We start from the raw sequence: 15,654 nt of genomic DNA, 5'->3' as shown, positions 1-15,654 counted from the left end.
CGCGACTGCGGGGCTCGCAAGCTCACTCCTCGCGCTCACGCGATCGCCTCCTCGGGGTCGGGCGGCGGCAGGAACCGGGCCGGCCGCTGTGGCTGGCTCATCGACCGCACCCAGGCCAGCAGGCCGACGAACGCGGCGCCGAGCGCCGCCATCACGAGCTGGCCGGCCGGTGTGCCGTACGGGCGGATGTACTCGGTGTTGAGCAGCCCGTACGCCACGGTGGCGAGGGTCATCCCGGTGAGGAAGCGCACCGCGAACCGGGGCTGCGTACGCTTCGCCTCCACCTCGCGGCGGGTGGCGACCTCGGCCGCCGCGGCGGCGGCGATCGAGCCGAGCACGTCGCCGAGGCGCTCGCCCCGGTCGGTGAGGTGCAGGATCAGCGCGGCCACCACCTGGTCACAGACCGGGTCACCGATCTCGTCGGCGAAGGCGAGCAGGGCGGAACGGGTCAGCCAGCCGGCCTGGAGGCGGGCGGCCAGCAGGCGTACCTCCTCCTCGATCTCCTCGGGCGCGGTGCCGACGGTGTGGATGATCGACTGTTGCAGCCCCTGGCCGGTGGCGGTGACGTCCTTGAGCCGGCGGGTCCACTCGCCGACCGCCTCGATCCGGGCGATCGCCCGCTGCTCGGCCCGGCCCACGCTGAACAGCCAGGGCGTGCCGGGCACCGCCACGGCGACCAGCAGCCCCACGACGGGCAGGCCGGTGAGCAGGAAGGCGGCCGCCCCGGCCACCAGCGCGCCGACCAGCAGGGCCTGGTGGTTGCGCCGCTCCCGAGGCGTGCTGCCCGGGCCCTCCCACAGCCGGCGCAGGCCGTGGCCGGCCCCAGGGCGTGGACCGGGTGGCCGCCGGGTGCCGACCAGGGCGACGACCGCCAGCACCAGGCCGGCCACGCACGCGGCACCGGAGACCACCGCGATCAGCTCGATGTCGTCGCGCACGCCCGTCACCTCCGGGCCAGCCGGGTCTGCCGGGGTCGCCGCCACGCGCCGGTGCCGGCCTCGATCCACCGGGTCAGCAGCCGGGCGTCGTAGCCGACGCGGAGCAACTGGTCGCGGACACGTTCCGGCAGGTGCAACGGCACCGCCCGGCCGTCCGGCCCGGGACCGAAGACCGTCGTCGTGGTGATCCGCCCGGTGTCCCCGGCGCCGATCACCTCCTCGACGTGGGAGACGAAGCGGTGCTTGCGCCCGCCGATGGCGGTCTCGTCCTCGACCGTCACGTACACGATCAGGTCGAGCGCGTTGCCGGCCATGCGGCGCGCCTGGTCGACGGTCATCTCCCGGCCGTGGGCGAGCGCCAGCTCCACGATCCGCTCGCCCACCCCCGCCGGCGTACGGGCGTGGATCGTGCACATCGAGCCCCGGCTGGTCGTCATGGCCTGGAGCATCGGGACGATCTCCCGCGACCGGACCTCGCCCACGATGATCCGCAGTACGCCCATCCGCAGCGACACCGGGATCAGGTCGGCGATCGTCACCTCGCCGGCGGGGCGGCCGTCCAGCCCCCGCTCACCGTGCCCCTCGCGGGCCTCGAAGCTCATCACCGCCCGGTGTCGGTGGTTACGGCGCGCGGGCAGCAGTTCCCGGCTCTCCTCCAGCAGCACGTACGGCTCGTCCGGCGGGATCTCGTTCATCAGCGCGCGGATGATCGTGGTCTTCCCGGCGCCGGCGAGCCCGGCCACCATGATGTTCAGACCGGCCCGCATGGACGCGCGGAGGAAGTCACGCAGCAGCGGGTCGATCATCTCGTCCAGGTCGGGCCGCGAGCCGGCGATGTCGTCGAGGCTCACGTCGAGCGTGTTGTGCTTGCGGATCACCGCGTAGGGGCGGTGGCTGACGAGGAACACGGCGGCGAGCCGGCTGCCGTCGGGCAGTTGCAGGTCGAGGGTGGGCTTCGAGGTGGAGAGGGAGCGTTCGGTGGCCCCGGCCCGGCGGGCCGCCGCCTGGAGGATCTCCACCAGTTCGTCGTCGCTGTCGGCGATGGGTTCGGCCCAGTCGACCCCGCCGCCGTGCCGGGTGATGCGCACCTGGTCGCACCCCAGGATGTGCACCTCCTCGATGGTGTCGTCGACCAGCAGGGTCTGCAGCCGGCCGAGCCCCACCAGCTCGGCGGTCACCTGGTCGAGCAGGAGCCGCTCCTCCTCGGCCGGCATCGGCGTGCCGGCCCGGCGGACCGAGTCGGCGTACTCGGCCACCACCGCCACGGCGAGCCGGGCCCGCTCGGTCTCCTCCTCGTCGGGGGTGAACTCCCGACCGCGCTGCCAGCGGGTGAGGCGCTCGCTGAGCTGCCGGCGCAGCTCCCGCACCACCGCGAAGTCCACCCGGTGGCGGGGCGGCTGCGGGGCCGGCGCGGCGACGGGCACGGGCAGCGGCGGTCCGTGGTGCCCGTTCGCGAGCGGCGGCGCGGTCGAGGTGGCGGCCGGCGGGTGCTGGCGCGGGTCGGCCGAGACCGGCTCAAAACGCATCCGGCACCCCCTGCTGGACGGGCCAGGACAGCCGTGCCCGGCGCCGGTCGAGCAGCGCGCCGACGGGCACCTCGAGGGCGGACGCCGCGCGCATCAACGGCCGTCCGGCCCGCACGTTCCCGCCGACGGTGAGCACCCGGGCGGTACGCGGATCGTGCGGCAGCCGCGCGATCACCGGCAGCCGCAGCGCGCGGCTGACCTCCGTACGCCCGTGCCCGTCGCCGACCAGCAGCAGCCGCAGGGTGCCCGGTGGCACCCGGTGCTCGGAGAAGTCCCGTTCGATCGCCCGGACCATGGCCCGCGTGCCGGAGAGGTCGGGCAGCTCGGCCCGGGTCACCACGAGCACCACCGCGGCGGCGCGCAGCAGCGGCCAGGGCGGGTGGGGGACGTGCAGCCGGCCGCAGTCGACCAGCACGTCGTACGACGGCGTGCCGTGTTCCAGACCGGCGAAGTAGTCGGCGAACCGCTGCCACAGCGGGGCCACGCTGCCGGACTGGGCGGGATCGACCACGCCCGGCAGGAGCAGTCGTTCCCGTCGTGGCGCGTCCAGGTCGACCAGTTGCGACCAGAACGCCGTCTCCAGGTTGCCGTCGCGCAGCTCGGCGACGGCCAGCTCCCCGATGCCGCGCGGTCCGTCGAGTGCTCCGCCGAGGAAACCGGCGAGGATCGACCCGCCGGCCGGGTCGCACTCGGCGAGGACCAGCCGCCGGTGCCAGGTCAGCGCGGCGGCCAGCGCCGAGGTGGTGACGCCCGGCGAGCCCTTGGCGGAGACCAGCGCGATGATCGCCATGCTCAGGCCACCCTGGTGAGCACGACGGCGATCCGGTCCTGCGCGTTCAACGCCACCACCGCCGGTACGTCCCGGACGGCGAGCGCGAGGTAGACCACCACCTCGTCGTCGGTCTCCGAGGCGCGGGTGTCGATGACGGTGGCCGGGAAGCGCGTCCCGGGCGCGGTGGGGCCGGTGGCCTCGTCGTCAGGGGTGCTGACGAGCAGCACCTTGTCGCCCGGGTGCAACTGCCGGGCGGGCACCTCGGCGGGCTCGAGCCCGAGCGCCAGTTGCTGCTCGCCGGGGCCGAGCAGCGGGTCGTCCGTCACCTGCGCCAGGGTGAGCAGCGTGCCCGGGGCCAGCGAGACGGCGGCCCGCTTGCCGACCACCTCGTCGATCCGGTCGGCCGGTACGGGAGCCAGGCCCTGACCACCGGCCACCTGCACCGGCCGCAGGTCGTCGGCGGTGAGCTGGCGACCCACCTCCACCGGCCGCGCGACCGCCAGGTAGCTGCCGGTGGCCCGTACCGAGGTGACCGCGAACGCGGCGCCCAGCCCGCCGAGGGCGATCAGCAGCACGGCCAGGCCGAGCAACCCCGGGCGCACCCGGCGCTGCCGGACCACCCTCGGCGGGTTGACCGGCGTCTCGGTCGTGGCCGTCGCGTTCCGCGTCGCCAGACTCACCGGGCCACCGCCGTCCGCTCGTCGGTCGCGCTCATCGCGTCACCACCTGAAGTTCGTCGATCTGGATGGGCACCGTCCCGGTCGTCCGGGTCACTGGGATCTCTCCGCTCTCGCCGCCGCCCCGCCAGGTCACCGTCCAGTGGGTGCTGGCGCGCACCACGTAGTCGCCGGCCTTCGCGTAACCGCGGTGGTATCCGCAGGTCGGTGAGCGTTGGCCGGCGTGCCGTCCGGTGACCTTGTACTCGGTGCCGGGGCCGGTGCAGGTGACCGTCCGGCCGTCGCCCATGTCCCAGACGATCCGGTCGAAGACCGCCGTGATCTCGACGGTCAGGCCCCGCTCGGTCGCCGTCCTGGAGATCTCCGGGCCGAACGTCTCCAGGGCGTTCTCCGCCCACATCCAGACGGGCAGCCCGACCAGGCCGGGGCCGGTGTCGCGGCGGGGAGCGACCGCGATCCGGGGCGGCCGGATGGTGATCCGGGCCAGCGCCCGGCGGGCCAGCTCCTCGGGGTCGGGCGGGGCGCCGAAGCCGGGCGGCGGGGCGTCGAGCAGGACCGAGTGCTGGTCACCGAGGTCGCCGCCGTTGCAGGTGGCCAGGTACCACTGCTTGCCCTCGGGCGTCTCGCCCGAGCGTGGCTCATCCAGCTTGTAGTAGCAGCCGTCCCCGTTGTTGAACCAGCCGAGCACGTCGTCGTAGCACGGCAGGGTGCGGCCGTTCCACTGGCAGGTGCCACCGCCGCCGCCCCCGCCGGAGTCGCCGTCACCGCCGTCGTTCCCGCCGTCCCCGCCACCGCCGGGCGTGCCCGGGTCGTCGTCCCAGACGCTGCAGTCGTGCTGCTCCGGCGGGCACTCGGCGCCCGGGCCCGCCCGCCGGGCGGCCGTCGCCGGTCCCATGGCGGCGGCCACCAGCGTGACCGCCAGGCCGAGACCCGCGAGGCGAGCGACGCACCGGCGGGCTGCCCCGCCCCACCGGGTCCGGGGCGGGGCAGCCCTTCCTCCCCAGGTCAGCACGGCTGGTCCTGGTGTGCCGCGCCGGCGCTGATCAGCCAGCGGCCGTCGGGGTACCGGGTGGCGGTGGCGGTGGCCAGGTAGCGTTTCCCGCCGCTGCCGCGAACCGCCCGCCCGTCCTTCGTGTAGACGAGGCGGTAGCCGGTGGCGTCGAGACAGTCCTGGATCTCCACCGTCGGCGGATCGGAGTCGAGACTGACCGCGGTGACCGTCGGGGCGGACCTCAACGTTCCGGTACGCATCGCGCCGTGCTCCTTCGCGTCACGAATTGCCATTCGGACTCGGGTCAACAGCGGATCCGCGAGGAACCGGGACAGTTCCGGCGCGTGCGGATCTCCCCGTCGACTCGCCGTACGGGATGCCGCGAGATAGCCGGAATAGGCATCGAGCGCAGCCTTTCCCGCGGCCTGCTCGTCGGCCTCCCCGTGGGCCGTGACGTCGCCGGTCGTCGGTGGCCGCGGCGGTGCCACCGCCGCCTCCCGTCCGGCGCCGCACGCCGTGACGGATGCCGTCACCCCGACCGTCATCAGGCAGATTGCCGCTCGGCCGAGCTGCCTTCCTCGCACCGCCCTGCCTCCTCGGTGGCCCGCCCGGCGGCCACCTCGTTGACACCGCCGGGCATGCGGAAGCGCACCCGAATGGTCACATCCGGGGTCGTGGATTGCGCTGTCGCATTTACCGCTACGGATTCCTTACAAAAGTGAAGTTCGATGCCGTCCTGTCGTCTCGTGAGGCTTGCGTCACACCCAAGGGGCGAGCATAGGCTGACGTTCGCCGATGCAACAGAGGAAATTCATGTGACTACTGGGTGTGATGACGGGTGGTGGCGGCCGGTGCCGGCGCCGGGGTGCCGTGTGGCCGGGCCGCGGCGATGCCCGGCGCCTCCGGACGGCCGGCCGGGGTCGTCGCCGGGTGGCGGTCTCGGTGGCCGGACGGCGGAGGCGAGTCGACCCCCTCGTGGCGTCTCGCCCGATCCGTCCCCCGTCCGTGCGGTCGCACGCGGTGGCTCATGGCGGGATTCCCGCAGATGGGCACACCCGCCCGGGTGGCCGGAGCGGGTCGTCACTTTCCGCGCCATCCGCCACACCCGAGCGATCGTTAAGTTACGCTCCGTGTCCGCATCTTCCGGCCTGCGTGACGCCCACGGCACGCGCGCACCGGACGCGGCCGGGCACCCCCTACGGAGGTCGTCATGGCGCTGACCGGGCCACCCGCCACCCCGGTGGAGGCCGGACGGGGGCCGCGCACCCACCCGCACGCGGCCTCCGGGTCCGGGCGCCTGGCCGCGGTGGTCGCGGCGCTGGCGCTCACCCCGATCCTGCGGCGGGCGGTGCTGCGCCACGCGGTACCGGCGGGCGCCGAACCTCGCGCCGGCTGCCCGGCCTGCGGCACGCCCGTCGACCTGCGGCACCCGTGGCCGGCGCTCGGTCCGCCGGGCCGCTGCGCGGTGTGCCGCGCCCGGGTCGGGCCGCCACCGGCCACGGTCGAGCTGGCCGCCCTCGCCGCGGTGGCGGTGCTGGCGGTGCTCGGCCCGCCCGCCGCCGAGCTGGCGGCGGTGGCCTGGTGGCTCGGCTGGGCGCTGCCGCTGTGCTTCGTCGACGTGGCCGTGCACCGGCTGCCCGACCGGTTCACCTGGCCCGCGGCGGCCGGTGTCGGCGTCCTGCTCGGCCTCGCCGCGCTGACCGGCGCCGGCGCGGAACCGTGGCTGCGGGCGGTGCTGGGCGGCGTCGGGCTGGCGATCTTCTTCGCCGCCACCACCCTGCTCCTCGGCGCGCGAGGCTTCGGGCTGGGCGACGCCAAACTGTCGCTCGGCGTCGGCGCGCTGCTCGCCTGGCACGGCTGGGCGGTGCTGGTGGCCGGGCTGATGTCCGCCCTCGGGCTGGCCGCGCTGGCGAGCGTCGGACTGCTGCTGGCCGGACGGGTCCGGTGGACCGGGCACGTCCCGTTCGGGCCGTTCCTGGTGCTCGGGACGGTCGCCGCCCTGCTCCTGGCCGGCTGACCGCGCCGAGCGCCCCCGGCCGCGACGGCGCGCCCCGGCCGAGGCGGCGCGGCGTCGCCCCGGCCGCGACGGCCCGGCGACGCTCCGGCCGGGGCGATCCGGCGACGCCCCGGCCGAGGCGGCGATGCGGCGGCGCGGGCTAGCGGCGGGTGGAGCCGCCCACCGGATCGGCGACCGGGCGCTCGGCGCGGGACCGGCGCCGTAGCAGCGCGGCGGCCGGACGGGCGAGCAGCGGCACGAGCAGCAGGACCACGATGGCGCCGAGCAGCATGCCGGCCACCACGTCGTGCGGGTAGTGCACGCCCACGAAGACGCGGGAGAACGCCGCGAGCGCCGCGAGCGGCAACGCGACCAGCCCGATGCGCCGGGAGAGCAGCAGCGTGGCCACCGCCAGCGCACCGGCGACCGTGGCGTGGTTGCTCGGGAAGGACCAGTCACCCGGCGCGGGGCAGGTGCCGGCGATGATCGCCCGGGTGGCCGCTCGGCAGGGCCGGTCCTCGTCCACCACGGTCTTGAGCCACTCGCTGCACACGTACGCGAGGACCACGGGAACCGGCGCGACCAGGGCGAGTGCGCGGTCGCGCGGGCCGCCGCCGAGGCGGGTGAGCGCCGCGACCAGCAGCAGCAGGCCGAGCAGCAGGATGGCCCCCTCGGTGAAGTGCCCGGCGAACCACTGCACGGGTTCCGGGCTCCCGTCGGCCACGTCGACGATGTCGTGGTACCAGTCGACGCTGATGTCCGGTACGCCCGTCGCGCCGGTCTCCACCATGTCTCACCTCACTGTTCGTTCATACTCCGTTCACCTGGAAGAAGGGTGCCAATCACCGGGAACCCGGCGGCAGGCCCGAAGGCCAGGAGATCCGTACGACCTTTGTCGTAGGGAGGGGCCCGCCGGGGTACGACCGGAGGACGTCGACACCACGGGAGGTCGCGTGCACATCGTCGCCACGGCCGGCCAGCCGGCAGCCGCCACGTCGGGTCAGCCGCCGGCGGGGACGTCGCCTGAGGACGAGAGCTGGCGGATCCGGCGTACCGGGGCCGACCTGGACCGGCTCGCCGAGACAGAATCGATCTTCGCGCTGGCCAACGGCTGGGTCGGCTGGCGCGGCACGCTCGACGAGGGCGAGCCGTACGGGATGCCGGGCAGCTACCTCAACGGCTTCCACGAGCGGCGCAAGCTCGACTACCCCGAGGGCGGGTACGCGTTCCCGGAGGCCAGCGACACGGTGGTGAGCGCGCCGAACGCCGCCCTCATCCGGCTCTGGGTCAACGGGGAGCCGCTGGACATCCGCACCGGCACGCTGCGTACCCACGAACGGGTGCTGGACCTGCGGGCCGGTGTGCTGCGCCGGGAGACCGAGTGGATCTCACCGGGCGGCCACGGCGTGCGGATCCGCAGCACCCGGCTGGTGTCCCTGCCCCGGCGCCCGGTCGCCGCCGTCCGCTACGAGGTGGAGCCGCTGGACGGGCCGGTCGAGCTGCGGGTCTGCTCGGACCTGCTGGCCAACGAGAACGTGCCGCAACGCTCCGACGACCCGCGGGCCGCCACGGTCGTCCAGGACCCGCTGACCGCCGAGGCCCGCCGCTCCGACGGACTCGACGGCGTGCTCGTGCACCGCACGGACCGCAGCGCCCAGCGGGTCGCCGTGGCGGTCGCCCACCTGGTCGACGCGCCGGCCGTGGTCGCGGTCGACGGTGACTGCACGCCCGACCGGCTGCGGCTGACGCTCACCGGTCCGCTGGCGCCTGGCGAGCGGGTGCGCCTCACGAAGTTCGCCGCGTACGAGTGCGCCCCGGTGGACGGGACGCCTCCGGACGAGCTGGCCGACCTCGTGGTGGCCGAGGCGGCCGCCGCCCGCGCGGACGGCTTCGACACCCTGCTGGCCGCGCAGCGGGCGGCGCTGGACGCCGCGTGGCGCACCGCCGACGTGGAACTCGACGGCGACCCGGAGCTCCAGCAGGCCGTCCGGTTCGCGATCTTCCACCTGCTCCAGGCGGGCCGCCCCGACGGCGACCGGACCATCGCCGCGAAGGGGCTGACGGGCAACGGCTACGACGGCCACGTGCTGTGGGACACCGAGGGCTACGTCCTGCCGGTGCTCACCTACCTCGCCCCGGAGGTGGCCCGGTCGGCGCTGCGCTGGCGCCACGCTCACCTGCCGGAGGCGCGGGAGCGGGCCGCCGAGCTGCGGCTGGCGGGCGCCACGTTCCCGTGGCGGACCATCGGCGGCCGGGAGTGCAGCGGCTACTGGCCGGCGGCCACGGCGGGACTGCACGTCAACGCCGACATCGCCGACGCCGTCCTGCGGTACGTGGCGGCCACCGGCGACACCCGATTCCTCGCCGGGCCGGGCCTGGAACTGCTCGTGGAGACGGCCCGGCTGTGGCACCGTTTCGGTCACCGCTCCGACGACGGCGCCTTCCATCTGTTCGGCGTCACCGGCCCGGACGAGTACAGCGCGCTGGCCGACGACAACGTCTTCACCAACCTCATGGCGCGGCGCAACCTGCGCGGTGCGGCCGACGCCGCCGAGCGCTGTCCCGAGGCCGCCGCCGCGCTCGGGGTGGACGCCGCCGAGGTGGCCGCCTGGCGGGCCGCCGCCGACGCGATGGCCGTCCCGTACGACCACGAGCGCGGCGTGCACCAGCAGTCGGCCGGCTTCACGGCGCAACCCGAGTGGGACTTCGCGAACACCGGCGAGGACGACTACCCGCTCCTGCTGCACCACCCCTACCTGGAGCTGTACCGCCGGCAGGTGGTCAAGCAGGCCGACCTGGTGCTGGCCATGCTGCGCTGTCCGGGCGAGTTCACGGCCGAGCAGAAGGCCCGCAACGTCGCCTACTACCAGCCCCGCACGGTCCGCGACTCCTCGCTGTCGGCCGCGCCGCAGGCGGTGCTCGCCGCCGAGGTCGGGCACCTCGACCTGGCGTACGACCTGTTCGCCGAGTCCGTCCTCCAGGACCTGGCGGATCTCGGCGACAAGACCGCGGACGGGCTGCACCTCGCCTCGCTGGCCGGGGCCTGGCTGGCACTCGTGCAGGGCTTCGGCGGGATGCGCGACGACCAGGGCGTGCTCTCCTTCGACCCGCGGCTGCCGCGCCGGATCGACCGGCTCGCGTTCCACCTGCGCTGGCGGGGCCACCGGCTACGGGTCACGCTGACCGCCGGGGAGGCCCGCTACGAGCTGCCCGACGCGGGACCGGAGGCCACCGTGGAGGTGTGGCACCACGGTGAACGTCTCCGGGTCGGCGTCGCGCCGGTGACCCGGCCGATGCCCCCGGTGCCGGACGCCGGGCCCGAACCGCCCTGCCCACCCGGCCGCCGGCCGCCGCGCCGGGCCTGACGGGACCAGCGGCGACGGCGGTCGAGCCGGGCCGCCGGGCTCGACCACACTCGCGACGGCGCCGGCCGAGCCGCGCCTGACCGGACCCGCGGCGGCTACTCGGCGGTGAGCCCGCCGGACATCCGTTCCCGGACCTTCGCCAGCTCCTCGAAGGCGTACGCCCAGTTGTGGCACTTGAAGCTGCGCAGCCCGTCGATGGCGGTGTGGCAGTCGGCGCAGCGGACACCGGGGATGGCGTCGGGCACCTCGGTGTTGACGTACTTGCGGTCGCCGAGGATCACCATGGCGATCATCGTGCGGTCGTGGACCCCGTCGAGGGCCGACGAGACGATGTCGTACCAGGTCAGGCGCCGGCCGCACTTCGGGCAGTCCGGTTCGTCGCCGCTCACCCACAGGGGCGCGCCGATGCTGCGCGGCGGGATGCCGAGCAGCTTCTCCAACCGCCGTACGTCGGCGTCGGAGGTCGTCCACCGGTGCCGGCCGGGCAGCGCGGCGGGCGAGTCGTAGACGGCACGGAACAGCTCCGGTTCGACCTCGACGGTCTCGCGCTGACGGGTCATCGGCGTCCTCCTCGACGGTCGGTGCCCCCACCGTGGGTCGGCCCTGGCGGGGGGTGCAGCCGGATCAACGACACGACGGCCCGCCGGGTCGCCCGTCGGGCGGGCCTCCCGCCGAACGGGCGCCGGACGCCGGTCAGCCGATGATCTTCGCGAGGGCGCGGAGGCCCTCCACCACGTCGGCGCCGGTGGGCGCGTGCTCGGGGTCGGAGAGCATCTGGATGACCACCCCGGACATGAGCGCGACCTGGACCATGCCGAGGGTCCGCACGGAACGCTCCGACACGTCCGGCTCGGGGACGCTCTCCAGGATCGCCGCCATGCCGCTGCGCCCCTGCCGGATCCCGTCGGTGAGGTGCGGGAGGAGTTCGGGCTGCCGCTGTGCCTGCATGAACAGCTCCATGGAGGCCAGCCACGTCTTCGGGTGGGCGCGGGCCTGCGCGAGGAGTTCGTCCCACATCCGCTCGTACGCCTCGGCGGGGCCGAGGTCGGGCGCGTCGGCGGGGACGAGCGCCCGCCCGGACAGGTCACCCCACTCGTCGAGGATCGAGAACAGGGCCTGGAACAGCAGGTTCTCGCGGGAGCCGAAGTGGTAGCCGATCGCGGCCATGCTGACGCCCGCCGTGGTCGCGATGTCGCGGACCGTCGTGCGCTCGAACCCCTTCTCCAGCAGGCAGGTCTTCGCCCCGGCCAGCAGGGCCTCCCGGTTTCCCATGCCGAACAGGCTAGCAAGCCCTGGATCGAACGACTGAGACGACCGACTCAGGCGATCGCCTTGCGCAACCGTCTTGGGCAAGCGCCTTGCGCGTTCGCCCAAATCTGCCCTACGGTTCTCCCCGACACCCGGTCTCACGACAGGAGAACCACCATGAACACCTCCCCCCGGCGCCGGAGGCGGCTCCTCACGGGCCTCGTCCTGGCCGCCCTCACGGCGACGGTCGGCGTTGCCGGCCCCGCGACCGCGGCACCCGGCCGTCCCGCCGTCGTCGAGACCGACAAGGGCGCCGTGCGCGGCACCGTGGCCGGTGGTCTCCGGACCTTCCAGGGCATCCCGTACGCCGCGCCGCCCGGTCGCTGGACCTCGCCCCGGCCCGCCGCACCCTGGTCCGGAGTCCGCGACGCCACCCGACCGGGAGCGGCGTGCGCGCAGCCCGTGGGCCTGCCGGTCGGCGTGCCGAGCGAGGCGGAGGACTGCCTCTACCTCAACGTCACGACCCCGGGCAGGAAGGGCGACGACCTGCCGGTCATCGTGTGGATCCACGGCGGCAGCCTGATGTACGGCACCGGCGACATGTACGGGCCGGACCGGCTCGCCGAGGAGGCCGTCGTCGTGTCGATGAACTACCGGCTCGGCGTCATGTCGTTCCTCACCGACCCGGCGCTCGACGCCGGCACGGCGTACGGCTCCGGCAGCCTCGCCGTCGAGGACCAGCAGGCGGCGCTGCGCTGGGTCCGGGCCAACATCCGCGAGTTCGGTGGCGACGCCGGCAACGTCACGATCATGGGCCAGTCGGGCGGCGGATACGCGGTCTGCGACCACCTCGCGTCCCCCATGTCGGCCGGACTGTTCCACCGTGCCGTCGTCCAGAGCGCACCCTGCGCCACCGGCGGCTCCCGCACCCGCGCCGAGGCCGAGGCCGACAGCGCCGCCGTCATCGAGGCGGTCGGCTGCGCCGACGCCACCGACGTGGCGGCCTGCCTGCGGTCGGACGAGACCACGATCGCCGAGTTGCTGGCGGCGTACGGCCCGTGGGGTGAGCCGCGACCGGTGTCCGGCACGCCGCTGCTGCCGCTCTCCCCGGCCGAGGCCTTCCGCACCGGGCGGTTCAACCGGGTGCCCGTCCTGATCGGCGTGAACCACGACGAGGAGAACGGCAGGTACGGCGGGCTGGAGGTCAACCCGGGCGGGGCACCCATCCCCGCCGAGGCGTACGAGTCCGCGGTCCGCGACGAGTACGGCGCCGACGCCGACGCCATCCTGGCCCGCTACCCCCTGTCCGAGTACGGCAACTCGGCCGGCCTCGCCCTGTCGACCATCGGCACGGACCGGAACTGGTCGAACCCCACGTACGACACGGCCGGGCTGCTGTCGAGGTGGACGAAGACCTGGATGTTCGAGTTCGCCGAGGAGGACACCCCGTGGTTCGTGGGGTACGACGAGCCGAGCTTCCCCTGGCGCGCCCAGCACATGGCGGAGCTGGCGTACCTGTTCGACCTGGACCTCTTCCGGCCGTTGGACCGGACGCAGGAGCGGCTCGCCGACCGGCTGATCGGCGCCTGGACCCGGTTCGCCGTGGCCGGTGACCCGAACGGCGGCCGGGAGGGCGGCTGGCGGGCGTTCACGCAGCGGCGCCCGTACGTCCAGTCGCTGACCTCGGGTGCCTGGACGGCGACGGACTTCACCCGCGACCACGAGTACGCGTTCTGGTCGAGCCTCGCCTGAGACCGACGGCGAGCGTGGCGTACCTGTCGGCTATCGCCACGCTCGCCGCCCGTCCCGTGGTACGACAACGGAGAGCGGCCGGAGGAGCGGGGATGGTGAGCGGACCGGAACGGCTGCTGCGGCACCGGGACGATCCGGCGCACGCGACCTTCCTCGAACTCTTCTTCGACCTCGCGTTCGTGTTCGCGCTCAACCAGCTGAGCACGGCCCTGCTGGCCGACCTCAGCATCGGCGCCGCACTGCGGACCGCGCTCCTGCTCGCGGCGATCTGGTGGCTGTGGGTCACGACCACCTGGGCCGCCGACTGGTACGCCCCGGGCACGCGCGTCCTGCGGGTGCTGCTCGTCGGCTCCGCGCTCGGTGGGCTGCTCATGGGAGCGGCCACGCCGCAGGCGCTGGGCGAGCGGGCCGGGCTCTTCGCCGGCGCCCTCGTGGCGGTCGGAGTGTGCCGGGGCCTGCTCGGCATCGTCGTGCTGCGCCACCATCCACGCCGCCGGCGCAGCCTGCGGATCCTGTGCTGGTTCACCGCCGGCGGCCTGCTGTGGACGGCCGGGGTCTTCGCGCCGGCGGCCCGCGTCCCGCTCTGGACGCTCGCCCTGGTGATCGACTACAGCGGGCCCAGCCTGGGTTGGCCGGTGCCCGGCCTGGGCCGGGCCGCACCGGAGGAGCTGCGGCTCACCGGTCGCCACCTCGCCGAGCGGTTCCAGCAGGTCTTCGTCATCTCGCTCGGTGAGCTGATCCTGACGGCCGGTCTCGTCTACAGCGAGGTCGGCGCCCGTCCCGCCCACACCGCCGCGTTCCTGCTGGTCTTCGCGACGGCGGTGTTGCTGGGCCTGCTCTACGTCACCCCGGCCGGCCAGCAGCTCGCCCCGGCCATCGAACGCGCCGACCCGACCCGGCTCGGTCCGACGTCCGCATACCTGCACTTCGTGATCGTCGCCGGGGTGGTGACCACCGCCGCCGGAGCGGAGCTGGCCATCGCCCACCCCGCCGAGGCCGGGGCCGTGGCCGTCGTGGTGGCCGGGCCCGCGCTGTTCCTCACCGGGCGGTTGCTGCTCTCCGCCGCCATCCACCGGCGGATCTCCTGGCCGCGGCTGGCCGGGATACCCGTGCTGGCCGCGGTCGGCGTGCTGGCGGCGGATCTTCCGCTGCTCGCCGCGAGCGCGGGCATCGTGGTGATCCTGTCCGTGGTGAGCGTGGTGGACCGGGCGGGGGTTCTCACCGCACGTCAGGTCGTCTGACCGCTACGCCTCCTGGCCGCGGAGCGCCTGGGCGACGGCGTCCCGCACGCGGGCGTCCTCGCGCTGCTTGCGCCGCGCGCGGCCACGGCGGGCGAGGCGGAGGGTCACGACGACCACCGCGATCAGCGCGGCCACCAGCAGCATCAGGGCCCAGGGCCCGGCCCAGCCGTACGCCGTGCCCGTCACCGCCTCCAGCGGGGTGACGGAGCCGGACGGGTCGGTGAGCAGCGGGGTGAGGGTGGCGGTGGCGGCGAGCCGGATGGCGGGGCTCACGTTCCGGACCGGTGCCGTGACCGTCCAGCTCTCGCCGGGGAGCAGCTCCGGTGCCGCCGGAAGGTCGTCGGCCGTCGCCCGCAGCAGCCCGAACGGGCCGGCGACCGTGGCCTTCTGCTGGCTCGACAGCGCCGCGTTGCCGGTGTTGCGGATCCGGTAGGTGACGGTCGCGTCGCCCCGGCCGAACGGGTTCCACGTGCCGGAGTAGTCGACGTGCAGGTCCTCGACGGCGAGGCTCGGCTTCAGCTCGCCGCCGACCCGCAGCTTGATCCGGATGCCGAGGCGGCGGTCCACGTTGATGCCCTGGGCCTGGTCGGGCTGGGTCAGCGAGGTCAGGATGCCGCCCACGTAGTCGCCGGGCGTGGCGTTGTCGGGGACGTCGACCGTGAAGGGGACGGTGGCGGTCTTCCCCGGCTGGATCGCGACGCTGGCGGCACCGGCGCGGACCCACGCCCCGACGGCGACGGACTTCTTGTCCCTGGTGAGCAGGTCGAGCTGGCCGGCGTCGGTCGTGAAGCCGTCGGCGGCGTACACGGTCAGGTTCAGCGGCGCGGGACCCCGGTTGGCGACCACCATGGCGTCCTCGAGGTGACCACCGGGATTGACGGTGTAGCTGAAGCTGGACCGGGTCGCGCCGTAGCTGTTGGAGGCCGTGCGGACCGTCCAGGCGACGTCGCCGTCCGCCGCCGAGGCGGGACCGGCACCGACGCCGACGGCCGCGACGGCGGCGAGCAGGAGGGCGGTCGTACGGAGGAACGTGGTGGTCGTGGTCTTCCAGCGCGTTGCGGGCGCGTGCATCTCTGGTCCTTGATCTTGGAGGGTGTGGAACGGGTGGCGGGGTAGGCGCCCGTAGGTGCCTACCCCGCTCTGCGGAA

The 15,654-nt window shown here is 74.6% G+C and carries 14 protein-coding genes; 4 read left to right on the top strand and 10 right to left on the bottom strand.

Annotation, left to right across the window (positions count from 1 at the left end):
* Positions 1-35: 35 nt before the first annotated feature.
* The 6 genes from D7I43_RS09765 to D7I43_RS09740 form a co-directional block, all read right to left on the bottom strand.
* Positions 36-983, bottom strand: a complete 948-nt coding sequence (locus D7I43_RS09765) for a type II secretion system F family protein (protein WP_120328120.1) — start codon at positions 981-983, stop codon at positions 36-38.
* Positions 944-2,464, bottom strand: a complete 1,521-nt coding sequence (locus tag D7I43_RS09760) for a TadA family conjugal transfer-associated ATPase (RefSeq protein ID WP_120328119.1) — start codon at positions 2,462-2,464, stop codon at positions 944-946. The genes D7I43_RS09765 and D7I43_RS09760 overlap by 40 nt, the downstream gene beginning before the upstream one ends.
* Positions 2,454-3,254 (bottom strand): CpaE/TadZ family protein, encoded by an 801-nt coding sequence (locus D7I43_RS09755; RefSeq protein ID WP_120328118.1) that lies wholly within the window; start codon positions 3,252-3,254, stop codon positions 2,454-2,456. The genes D7I43_RS09760 and D7I43_RS09755 overlap by 11 nt, the downstream gene beginning before the upstream one ends.
* A 2-nt stretch (positions 3,255-3,256) precedes the next feature.
* Positions 3,257-3,916, bottom strand: coding sequence for an SAF domain-containing protein (locus D7I43_RS09750; protein ID WP_120328117.1), 660 nt, complete (start codon positions 3,914-3,916; stop codon positions 3,257-3,259).
* 31 nt (positions 3,917-3,947) lie between these two features.
* Positions 3,948-4,808 (bottom strand): hypothetical protein, encoded by an 861-nt coding sequence (locus D7I43_RS09745; RefSeq protein ID WP_240032884.1) that lies wholly within the window; start codon positions 4,806-4,808, stop codon positions 3,948-3,950.
* A 110-nt stretch (positions 4,809-4,918) separates the two neighbouring features.
* The gene (locus tag D7I43_RS09740) at positions 4,919-5,449 is read right to left on the bottom strand and encodes a hypothetical protein (protein ID WP_420870191.1); all 531 of its coding nucleotides are present in this window, start codon (positions 5,447-5,449) and stop codon (positions 4,919-4,921) included.
* Between the two features lie 665 nt (positions 5,450-6,114).
* Between D7I43_RS09740 and D7I43_RS09735 the strand changes: the two genes are divergently transcribed.
* Positions 6,115-6,921, top strand: coding sequence for a prepilin peptidase (locus tag D7I43_RS09735; RefSeq protein ID WP_120328114.1), 807 nt, complete (start codon positions 6,115-6,117; stop codon positions 6,919-6,921).
* Between the two features lie 139 nt (positions 6,922-7,060).
* Here D7I43_RS09735 and D7I43_RS09730 read toward each other — a convergent pair whose 3' ends face one another.
* Positions 7,061-7,690 carry a phosphatase PAP2 family protein gene (locus D7I43_RS09730; protein ID WP_120328113.1) on the bottom strand — a complete coding sequence of 210 codons (630 nt, stop codon included), beginning with the start codon at positions 7,688-7,690 and terminating at the stop codon, positions 7,061-7,063.
* A 253-nt stretch (positions 7,691-7,943) separates the two neighbouring features.
* Between D7I43_RS09730 and D7I43_RS09725 the strand changes: the two genes are divergently transcribed.
* Positions 7,944-10,265: a glycoside hydrolase family 65 protein gene (locus D7I43_RS09725; RefSeq protein ID WP_240032909.1), complete on the top strand. Its 2,322-nt coding sequence runs from the start codon at positions 7,944-7,946 to the stop codon at positions 10,263-10,265.
* A gap of 95 nt (positions 10,266-10,360) precedes the next feature.
* Here D7I43_RS09725 and D7I43_RS09720 read toward each other — a convergent pair whose 3' ends face one another.
* Both D7I43_RS09720 and D7I43_RS09715 read right to left on the bottom strand, forming a co-directional pair.
* On the bottom strand, positions 10,361-10,825 hold the full coding sequence (locus D7I43_RS09720) for a hypothetical protein (RefSeq protein WP_120328112.1): 465 nt from the start codon (positions 10,823-10,825) through the stop codon (positions 10,361-10,363).
* Positions 10,826-10,958: 133 nt separating this feature from the next.
* The gene (locus D7I43_RS09715; protein WP_120328111.1) at positions 10,959-11,537 is read right to left on the bottom strand and encodes a TetR/AcrR family transcriptional regulator; all 579 of its coding nucleotides are present in this window, start codon (positions 11,535-11,537) and stop codon (positions 10,959-10,961) included.
* Positions 11,538-11,690: 153 nt separating this feature from the next.
* Between D7I43_RS09715 and D7I43_RS09710 the strand changes: the two genes are divergently transcribed.
* Positions 11,691-13,265 carry a carboxylesterase/lipase family protein gene (locus D7I43_RS09710; RefSeq protein ID WP_120328110.1) on the top strand — a complete coding sequence of 525 codons (1,575 nt, stop codon included), beginning with the start codon at positions 11,691-11,693 and terminating at the stop codon, positions 13,263-13,265.
* Between the two features lie 92 nt (positions 13,266-13,357).
* Positions 13,358-14,506, top strand: coding sequence for a low temperature requirement protein A (locus D7I43_RS09705; RefSeq protein ID WP_120328109.1), 1,149 nt, complete (start codon positions 13,358-13,360; stop codon positions 14,504-14,506).
* A gap of 3 nt (positions 14,507-14,509) precedes the next feature.
* Here D7I43_RS09705 and D7I43_RS09700 read toward each other — a convergent pair whose 3' ends face one another.
* Entirely contained in the window at positions 14,510-15,577 is a 1,068-nt protein-coding gene (locus D7I43_RS09700) for a COG1470 family protein (RefSeq protein ID WP_120328108.1), read from the bottom strand.
* Between the last annotated feature and the right edge of the window lie 77 nt (positions 15,578-15,654).

This window comes from Micromonospora globbae, assembly GCF_003610785.1.
GTDB lineage: Bacteria > Actinomycetota > Actinomycetes > Mycobacteriales > Micromonosporaceae > Micromonospora > Micromonospora globbae.
The sequence above is the reverse complement of the archived record's forward strand: the minus strand, read 5'-3'. Positions and strand labels throughout refer to the sequence as shown.

Coding starts and splice junctions, on each gene's coding strand:
- D7I43_RS09700 (WP_120328108.1), bottom strand. CDS start 15,577: ATGCACGCGCCCGCAACGCGCTGGAAGACCACGACCACCACGTTCCTC.
- D7I43_RS09730 (WP_120328113.1), bottom strand. CDS start 7,690: ATGGTGGAGACCGGCGCGACGGGCGTACCGGACATCAGCGTCGACTGG.
- D7I43_RS09715 (WP_120328111.1), bottom strand. CDS start 11,537: ATGGGAAACCGGGAGGCCCTGCTGGCCGGGGCGAAGACCTGCCTGCTG.
- D7I43_RS09760 (WP_120328119.1), bottom strand. CDS start 2,464: ATGCGTTTTGAGCCGGTCTCGGCCGACCCGCGCCAGCACCCGCCGGCC.
- D7I43_RS09755 (WP_120328118.1), bottom strand. CDS start 3,254: ATGGCGATCATCGCGCTGGTCTCCGCCAAGGGCTCGCCGGGCGTCACC.
- D7I43_RS09740 (WP_420870191.1), bottom strand. CDS start 5,449: ATGACGGTCGGGGTGACGGCATCCGTCACGGCGTGCGGCGCCGGACGG.
- D7I43_RS09710 (WP_120328110.1), top strand. CDS start 11,691: ATGAACACCTCCCCCCGGCGCCGGAGGCGGCTCCTCACGGGCCTCGTC.
- D7I43_RS09720 (WP_120328112.1), bottom strand. CDS start 10,825: ATGACCCGTCAGCGCGAGACCGTCGAGGTCGAACCGGAGCTGTTCCGT.
- D7I43_RS09705 (WP_120328109.1), top strand. CDS start 13,358: ATGGTGAGCGGACCGGAACGGCTGCTGCGGCACCGGGACGATCCGGCG.
- D7I43_RS09735 (WP_120328114.1), top strand. CDS start 6,115: ATGGCGCTGACCGGGCCACCCGCCACCCCGGTGGAGGCCGGACGGGGG.
- D7I43_RS09745 (WP_240032884.1), bottom strand. CDS start 4,808: ATGGGACCGGCGACGGCCGCCCGGCGGGCGGGCCCGGGCGCCGAGTGC.